The sequence below is a fragment of the uncultured Microbacterium sp. genome (assembly GCF_913776565.1).
In the GTDB taxonomy this organism is placed as follows: Bacteria; Actinomycetota; Actinomycetes; order Actinomycetales; family Microbacteriaceae; genus Microbacterium.
This window is the reverse complement of record NZ_CAJYPF010000064.1, coordinates 1-7446: the sequence shown is the minus strand read 5'-3', so window position 1 is coordinate 7446 and position 7446 is coordinate 1. Positions and strand designations below refer to the sequence as shown.

8 protein-coding genes are annotated in these 7446 nt (G+C 71.8%); 5 read left to right on the top strand and 3 right to left on the bottom strand.

Translation table 11 applies throughout. From position 1 onward, the window contains the following. Positions 1-105 precede the first annotated feature (105 nt). Both QZ433_RS04070 and QZ433_RS04065 read right to left on the bottom strand, forming a co-directional pair. Complete coding sequence (locus QZ433_RS04070) at positions 106-828, bottom strand: hypothetical protein (protein WP_295780138.1); 723 nt, start codon at positions 826-828, stop codon at positions 106-108. Beyond that, the gene (locus QZ433_RS04065; RefSeq protein WP_295780137.1) at positions 825-1871 is read right to left on the bottom strand and encodes a Gfo/Idh/MocA family oxidoreductase; all 1047 of its coding nucleotides are present in this window, start codon (positions 1869-1871) and stop codon (positions 825-827) included. The genes QZ433_RS04070 and QZ433_RS04065 overlap by 4 nt, the downstream gene beginning before the upstream one ends. A gap of 109 nt (positions 1872-1980) precedes the next feature. Here QZ433_RS04065 and QZ433_RS04060 point away from each other — a divergent pair, with 109 nt between their 5' ends. The 5 genes from QZ433_RS04060 (at position 1981) to QZ433_RS04040 (ending at position 6694) form a co-directional block, all read left to right on the top strand. Continuing rightward, positions 1981-3249, top strand: coding sequence for an ROK family protein (locus tag QZ433_RS04060; RefSeq protein ID WP_295780136.1), 1269 nt, complete (start codon positions 1981-1983; stop codon positions 3247-3249). 82 nt (positions 3250-3331) lie between these two features. Further along, complete coding sequence (locus QZ433_RS04055) at positions 3332-3745, top strand: hypothetical protein (RefSeq protein WP_295780135.1); 414 nt, start codon at positions 3332-3334, stop codon at positions 3743-3745. Beyond that, on the top strand, positions 3742-4752 hold the full coding sequence (locus tag QZ433_RS04050; RefSeq protein ID WP_295780134.1) for a restriction endonuclease subunit R: 1011 nt from the start codon (positions 3742-3744) through the stop codon (positions 4750-4752). The genes QZ433_RS04055 and QZ433_RS04050 overlap by 4 nt, the downstream gene beginning before the upstream one ends. Next, positions 4749-5708, top strand: a complete 960-nt coding sequence (locus tag QZ433_RS04045) for a TIM barrel protein (RefSeq protein ID WP_295780133.1) — start codon at positions 4749-4751, stop codon at positions 5706-5708. The genes QZ433_RS04050 and QZ433_RS04045 overlap by 4 nt, the downstream gene beginning before the upstream one ends. Next, on the top strand, positions 5705-6694 hold the full coding sequence (locus tag QZ433_RS04040; protein ID WP_295780132.1) for a sugar phosphate isomerase/epimerase: 990 nt from the start codon (positions 5705-5707) through the stop codon (positions 6692-6694). The genes QZ433_RS04045 and QZ433_RS04040 overlap by 4 nt, the downstream gene beginning before the upstream one ends. Positions 6695-6790: 96 nt before the next feature. On the opposite strand, the gene QZ433_RS04035 is transcribed toward QZ433_RS04040, so the two are convergent. Continuing rightward, positions 6791-7446, bottom strand: a 656-nt coding sequence (locus QZ433_RS04035) for a ThuA domain-containing protein (RefSeq protein WP_295780131.1), incomplete at its 5' end; no start/stop codon positions are given.

The following is a 7446-nucleotide window of genomic DNA, read 5'->3' as shown; positions in this document are numbered from 1 at the left end:
TCGGCGAGGGACCTCGTCCCCTTTCTGGCGGCGCATGTCCCAGAAGTGGTCACCTGGGCGGCATCCAACCCACCAAAAGTGGGACATTGCATCGCCGCGGCGACGTCAGGAGAGAGCGGCGGCGGCGTCATCCGCGGCGAGATCGGGAAGGTCGCCCAGTGCGGCACCCTCCCCGGCGTCCAGGATGCGGCGCAGGGCGAGACGCTCGGGAGACTCGCGGCGCGCGCGGGCCGTGCGGCGGCCCTCCTCGTCGTCGAACGCGACCTCGTGCAGCGGAGAGGCACTGTCGACGCGCACCTCGACGCGTCGCGGCCCGAGCGCGGTCGCGGTGAGGGCTCCGCCCACGTCGCCCCCGATCGCGCGGGTGATGCTCGCCCCCACCCCGGCCGCGCTCCGTACGGCGAGGGTCGTCGCGCGTTCGGTATCGGCTCTCGAGACAGCGCGCACGGGACCGCCGGCGAGCACGCGGGCCCAGCCCACGGCGTCGCGCAGCACCGTCGCGGCATCCGTCCGTCCGCTCCACGCGTCCACGACCACGTGCCGCGCAGTCGCGACGGCGCCCATCGCATCGGCGACGACGTCGGGGCGCAGGCGCCGGCGCACGACGACGACCGGCACGCGGAACGCGGCGAGACGCTCGTGCACCTCCACGGGAGCGGGGTCGGGCTCGTCGACGATGAACGCCGCCGCTCCCTCGAGCCACTCCCACCAGGCGCCCCGCCCCTCGACCACCCGGATCGCGTCGGCCCCGCCACCCGGCCGCACGCGCGGGGCGAGCTCGGCCACGGCCGCGCGGTAGGCGGCGAGGTCGGTGCGTACGGCGCTCATCGCGCCCCTCCCGCCCGCACCGCCACGGCCGCCTGGTCGGCGATCGCCATCACGAACGCCGCGTCGGCCCGCAGCTCGTCGTACTCCATCGCCGCCTCTCCCCGCAGCAGCGCGGCGAGCGCACGCCACTCCACCTCGTATCCGTCCCGCCGATCCGCCGGATACACCGTCTGCACGCCCCGCGCGTCACGCACCGTGGTGCGCGCTCCCCCGACGTGCGCGAACGGCGGGGGGAACTCCACGTCGATGCGGGCCCCCGCGGTGGCCACGCTCACCGTCCACAGCGAGTCGGCGCCCTCGGGCAGCATCACGGCCGTGAACCGCACGAGGGCGCCGTCGGCGCGGAGGGCCAGGTCGAAGCCGATCGGCGGCACGGGCCTCGCCCACACCAGTTCGGGCATCGCGGGCACGAGATCGCGGACGAGGGGCAGGTCGTGCACGCCCAAGCCCGCGATGAGCTGACGCACGATCGCCGCGCTGCGCTCGGGATCGTGGAGGTCGAGCGGCGGACGTGGCGTCGCGGTCCCCGCCGGAAGGGGCTCTCCCATCGTGAGGGCGTGATACCGGTCGTTCGGCGAGAGGCAGAGCGTCACCGTCACCGACGAGATGCGCCCGTCGATGGCGTGCAGGTGGTGGGTCGCCTTGGCCCAGGCAGGATCGAAAAGGTGGTTCGTCCCGACGACGAGCAGCGCCCCCACCGCGGCGCACTCCTCGACCAGACGGGCGGCGTCATCGGCGGTGTCGGCCAGGGGCTTCTCGACGAAGATCGCGCGGCGGCCCGCGGCCAGGGCGGCGCGCACGTGCTCCGCGTGCCGCGCGGGCGGGCTGCAGATCGCCACGACATCGACCTCACCGTCGGCGAGCAGGCCTTCCACCCCCGTCGACGCGCGCGCCCCGAACCGATCGGCGATGACGGCCGCGCGGCCGCTCCCCGCGTCGCTGACGTGAACGAGCCGGAAGTCCTCGCTCACCCGGGCGAGGGTCGGCGCGTGCAGCGCTGCGACGCCCGGACCCGACCCGATGATCCCCACACCCCACGTCATCCCGGCCCCTTCGCCACTTCAGCCTGAAAAATACTGAAGTCGGAGACTAATGAACCATAGATGCGCGAAATCCGGCAGGGTCGGGCCCGTCCTGTGTGAGGATCAACGCATGGCGAACGTGTCCACCCTCCGCTTCGGCGCGCAGACCGACGAGGTCACGAGCCTGCTGCGCATCGTCAACATGGTCCGCGTCGGCGACGCCGTCACGCGCCCCGAGATCGGCCGCATCACCGGCCTCGGGCGCGGCGTCGTCGCCCAGCGCGTCGATCGCGCCGTCGAGATGGGCTTCCTCGAGGATGCCGAGTACGCCCCCTCCTCGGGAGGGCGGGCGCCGCGCACCCTGCGCTTCCGGGCCGAGCGCGGCCGCATCGTCGTGTGCGCCCTCGGGGGCCTGCACATCCACGTCGGCGTGACCGACCTCGACGGCACGATCCTCGACGAGGCGCACCAGGCGTGGGACATCTCCCGCGGACCCGACGACACCCTCCGGACGGCGACGTCGATGGTCGACGATCTGCTCGCGCGGGGCGACGGCACCGCGGTGTGGGGCCTGGTGGTCGGCCTGCCCGGCCCCGTCGACTTCGAGACCGGCCGGCCCGTCGCGCCCCCGATCATGCCCGGCTGGAACGACTACGACGTGCGCACGGTGTTCGAGCAGCGCTACGACGCCCCCGTCTGGGTCGACAACGACGTCAACCTGCTCGCCGCCGCCGAGCGCTCGCGCCGCCGCGACGAGGCCGTCGACCTCATCTACTGCAAGGTCGGGACCGGCATCGGCGCGGGCCTGGTCTCGCACGGGCGCCTGCACCGCGGCGCGAACGGCGCGGCCGGCGACATGGGCCACGTCCGCGTCCCGGGCGCCGAGCAGGTGTGCCGCTGCGGCAAGGTCGGGTGCCTCGAAGCCGTCGCCGGCGGGTGGGCCCTCGTGCGCGACGCGGGCGCCGCGATCGCGGACGGCGCCACGGGGCCGCTCGCCGAGGCCGTGGCATCCGGCGACACCCTGACGCTGGAGAAGATCACGCGCGCGGCGGGTCGCGGCGACGCCCTGGCCATCTCGCTCGTGCAGGCCTCGGCCCGTCAGGTCGGCGAGGCCGTGGCCGCTCTGGTGAACATGTTCAATCCCGGAGTGATCGTGGTGGGCGGGGCCGTCGCGTCGACGGGTGAGCTCTTCCTCGCGGAGGTGCGGCAGCGCGTCTACGAGCTGTCGCTCCCGCTCGCGACGCGCGACCTGGCGATCAAGACGAGCGAGAACGACTCCCGCGAGCCGCTGCGCGGCGGCGTGGATCTCGCGAAGGAGCAGTTGTTCGAGGTGAGCCTTCCCCGCTGGTTCGCGGAGGGTCGCCCCACGGTGGCAGCCGTGCACGGAGCCCACGGCTGACTTCTGGCTTTTTTCGACCTTAGTCGTTAGATTGTGTGCGGAAGCACGCCGTCGGCGTGCGTGACACGAGGACGTGCCCGCCATGACCCTTTCCGCCCTGCGCGACGACGCCCTGCGGGTGCGTGCCGAGCGCAGCGAGGTTCGGGTGTCGCTGCCGTGGATCCGCTCACTCCCGCTGGCGAGCCTGCTCGACGTCGCCCTCCGCATCGACGGCCAGCAGCGCGAGACCACGGTCGTGCTCGGCGCCCGCCGGATCACCCCGGCCGAGCTGTCCGTCGAGGACACGTGGTGGTACCTCCAGGACCGCGTGGTGCTGGAGATCCCGGATGCCGTGACCCCCGGCATCCACGAGGTATCGGTGTCGTTCCGGCTCGAGATCCCCTACCTGCCCGGTGGGCCCACCGAACCGCTGCGCCTGCCGTTCTCGTTCACCCGCGACCTGGTCGCGGACGCCGCCGGCGCGAGCGTCTCGGTCGACGTGGGGAGCGCCGCATGACCCTCCCCGACACCTGGACCCTGTCCGCCAGCGCCTTCAACCTGACCCCGGAGGTCATCCGCGCGGAGCGGACCGCCCCCGACCTCGCGCTGACTCTGGTCGAGCGGGGCATCGCCTCGGCCGTCGAGATCGAACTGGGCCAGATGTGGCGCGGTTTCCCCGCGCCACCGACGCACGACGCCGAGGCCTTCCGCGACCGGCTCGCCGCGGCCGGGGGACGCGTGAGCATCGTCGGCGTCAGCATCGACGAGTTCGATCGCGCCCGACGGCGGACGGATGCCGAGCGCCGGGCCTTCCTCGAACCGCAACTGCGCGCGGCCGCCGCCGCCGGCGCCGCGGGCGTGCGCCTGCCGATCGGCCAGGCCGGGGCCCTGCTCGACGACCTCGTCCCCCTGCTCGAAGAGCTCGACCTCGTGCTGTTCGAGGAGGCCCAGGGACACGAGACTCCCGCCCTCCGCCCCGACGCGTACGCGCGCATCGCGGCCCTCGACACCCCGCACGTGCGGCTGCTGCTCGACATCAGCATGCTCATGCCGGCGCTGCCGGTCACCTACCTCGAGCGGCTCGAACGGGGCGGCATCCCGACCGATCTCGTGCGCCGTCTGCGCGAGGAGTGGCGCGACCCGGCGACCCACGGCGCGGTGCTCGACCTCCTGCACAGCGGAGGCGTCCCCGGACCCGTGCACACCCTGTACATGAACCTGCTCGTGCGCTTCGGGCGCGCGCAGGTCGCCGACCTGGCATCCGTCCTCCCCCTCCTCGGTGCGGTGCACCTGAAGTTCTGGGACCTCGACGACGCCGACCACCGACTTTCCGACCCCCTTCGCGACGTGGGCGCAGCCCTCGCCGCGACGGGCTTCACCGGCACGCTCTGCAGCGAGTGGGGCGGCCAGGAGTGGCTCGACGACGACCCGTGGGAGATGACCTCGCGTCATCTGTCGTTGGCCGCCGGCGCCCTCTCCGACCGTCACCCCTCCGCATCCCTTCAGAGAGCGAGCACGCAATGACCGACCGACCCATCAAGTGGAGCTACATGGATCACTGGCGGGCCAACGGCCCCGCCGGGCCCTACGACCAGTGGCAGTCCAAGCTGGCCATGAAGCGCTTCCTGCAGCAGGTCGCCGCCGTCGGCTTCGACGCGATCGACACCTTCGACTTCCGCATCTGGCAGATCTTCGAGCAGTACGGCTCGGTCGCGAACTACCAGGAGTTCGTGCAGGAGCAGGGCCTCGAGCGCATCGTCAACACGTTCCACGGCGTGTACTACTCCCCCGACCGCTACGCGCCGGAGGTGCCCGCGACCCACGGCACGATCCTCGAGGACTTCCAGCGCACGCTCGACATGTGGTCGGGCATCCAGCTCGACAACATCATCGTCATGCCCGGCTCGCGCTACTTCGACGAGGCCGGGGTCCCCGACGACGGGCTCAAGCACGCCGCCGACATCTGGGGCAAGGTCGGCGAACTCACGCAGCAGTACGGCGTCAACCTCACCTGCCACCACGAGTTCTACGCCGGCATCCGCACCCGCGACCAGATCGACCGCTTCTACTCCTACGCCGATCCGCGCTACGTGAAGTTCTTCGTCGACACCGCGCAGCACTGCATCGCCGACGTCGACCCCGTCGACGTATACGCCGCGCACCACGAGCGCGTGACGGGCTTCCACTTCAAGGACACGCGCCACAAAGACGTCAACGACGACTACCGGATGTTCCCGGATGCCGAGGTCTCGGCGAAGACGACGGAGAAGTGGTTCTACGAGATGGGCACCGATGAAGGCCTCGTCGACTTCGAGGCGATGATGCGCTCGGTGCGCGACCACAGCTATACCGGCTGGATCAGCGTCGAGCACGACAAGGCCGACAAGCTCGGCGGCGACTACGCCGAGAGCACCGCGATCTCGCGGTGGTACGCCAAGAACGTGCTGGACGGCATCTACAACGAGGAGGTCGCGCGATGAGCGACGTGCGCTGGGCCTACGCCATCAACCAGTGGGACACCAACATCGACTCGTTCGTGCGCAAGCGCGAGCACGAGCGGGCGTTCAAGACGGCATCCATCAGCGGCTTCGCAGGGATCGAGCTGACCGCCGAGAGCTTCGGCGCATGGGAGCCGCTCGGCACCCCGCAGCAGCTCGCCGACCTGTACGGGTCGGTCGAGGGGTTCCGCGAGGTGCTGAAGGCGTGCGCGATCGACGCCGTGAGCAGCTACGTCTACGACCCCTCCGTCGGCTTCGAGGTCGAGATGGGCCGCGGGCCCGACCCCCTCGACCCGGCGTCGGTCGACCAGATCGTGCGCACCGCGCGGTGGTTCGCCGATGCCCTGCGCCGCCTCGGCGGGAGCGTGCTGGTCGTGCGCGCGGCGCCGTCGGCGTGGCAGACGGGTGCGCTCTCCGACGAGCAGATCGGGGTGCTGGCGACGCTGTGGAACGCCGTCGGCTCCGCCATCGCCGGGGACGGCATCGCCCTCGGGCTGCACGTCGACTTCCTCTCCGCGCTGCGGCTGGGCGATGGCATCCACCGTCTGCTGGCGGCGACGGATGCCGACACCGTGGGCCTCGCGATCGACACCGCCGAGCTCGCGATCGCGGGGATCGACCCCGTCGCGCTGTGCCGGCGGTACCCGGACCGGGTCGTGCACGTGCAGCTGAAGGACGCCCGCGAGACGGTCGACGACGCCGAGGCATCGACGCCGCACGCCGAGCAGTTCATCCGCACCGAGGGCGGGTCGCGCAAGATCCTGCGCTGGTTCTTCGAGCCGAGCGACGAGCGCGCGCTCGTCGACTTCGAGGCCTTCGTCGAGGCCCTGGCCGAGCACGGCTACCGCGGCTGGATCGTCGTGGAGTCCGACCAGAGCCCGCACCCCGCCGAGAGCACGATGGTCGCCGGCTGGTACGTGCAGAAGGTGCTGCGCCCGATCCTGGAGGGCGCCCGGTCCCCGTCCTGAACTCCCCCGTCTCTCGCGTGAGGGGTCGGTTTCTGTCGCTTCCGGAGCTCGGAAGCGACAGAGACTGACCCCTCACGCGCGCGACGAGGCCGCGCGTCAGCCCTCGCCGTTGTAATACGGCCACGGGTTGATGCGGCGGTCGCCGCGGCGGTCGGGACCGGTGAGCGTCACCTGGCCCGTCGCCGCCCACTCCACCCCGCGCGGGAACATGCGGATGAACTCGATCCGGCGGAACGTGTCGATGTCGTGGCCGATCGTGATCGTGAACGAGCGACCCGCGCCGTACTCGTTGATCCACGCGAGCGGCTGCTCGGTGTTGATCCCCGGCAGGGCCGCGATGCCCTCGGGCGGAATGTCGACCGGGTAGTGCGACATCGGCCAGACCGGCGCCTTCTCGTACGCCTCGAGGTCGTCGAAGGTCGTGAGCAGCACCTGCGCGCCCTCGTACATCTGCACCCCGACGAGGATGTCGTCTCCGGTGACGGTCCAGGTGGCGTTGATGCCCTCGGTGATCGGATGCCGCGGCTCGGCCGTATGCAGCTGCGCCTCGCCCCACGGGCGGGGGCGCAGGCCCGTCTCCCATGCGCTGAGCTTGGCTACGCGCATGACGTTGTACTCCTCGGGATAGCCCCAGCGGTCCTCTTGCGCCGCGGAGCCGTGGAACCAGACGATGCCCTTGCCCTCGTCGTGCACGAAGCGCAGGATCGCGGCATCCGTCTCCGCCCCGAACCCGGTCGCCATGTCGTGGTAGC

Excerpts from the sequence above, each read along its gene's own strand:
- QZ433_RS04065 (WP_295780137.1), bottom strand. The coding sequence starts at position 1,871 with ATGACGTGGGGTGTGGGGATCATCGGGTCGGGTCCGGGCGTCGCAGCG.
- QZ433_RS04070 (WP_295780138.1), bottom strand. The coding sequence starts at position 828 with ATGAGCGCCGTACGCACCGACCTCGCCGCCTACCGCGCGGCCGTGGCC.
- QZ433_RS04055 (WP_295780135.1), top strand. The coding sequence starts at position 3,332 with ATGACCCTTTCCGCCCTGCGCGACGACGCCCTGCGGGTGCGTGCCGAG.
- QZ433_RS04045 (WP_295780133.1), top strand. The coding sequence starts at position 4,749 with ATGACCGACCGACCCATCAAGTGGAGCTACATGGATCACTGGCGGGCC.
- QZ433_RS04060 (WP_295780136.1), top strand. The coding sequence starts at position 1,981 with ATGGCGAACGTGTCCACCCTCCGCTTCGGCGCGCAGACCGACGAGGTC.
- QZ433_RS04040 (WP_295780132.1), top strand. The coding sequence starts at position 5,705 with ATGAGCGACGTGCGCTGGGCCTACGCCATCAACCAGTGGGACACCAAC.
- QZ433_RS04050 (WP_295780134.1), top strand. The coding sequence starts at position 3,742 with ATGACCCTCCCCGACACCTGGACCCTGTCCGCCAGCGCCTTCAACCTG.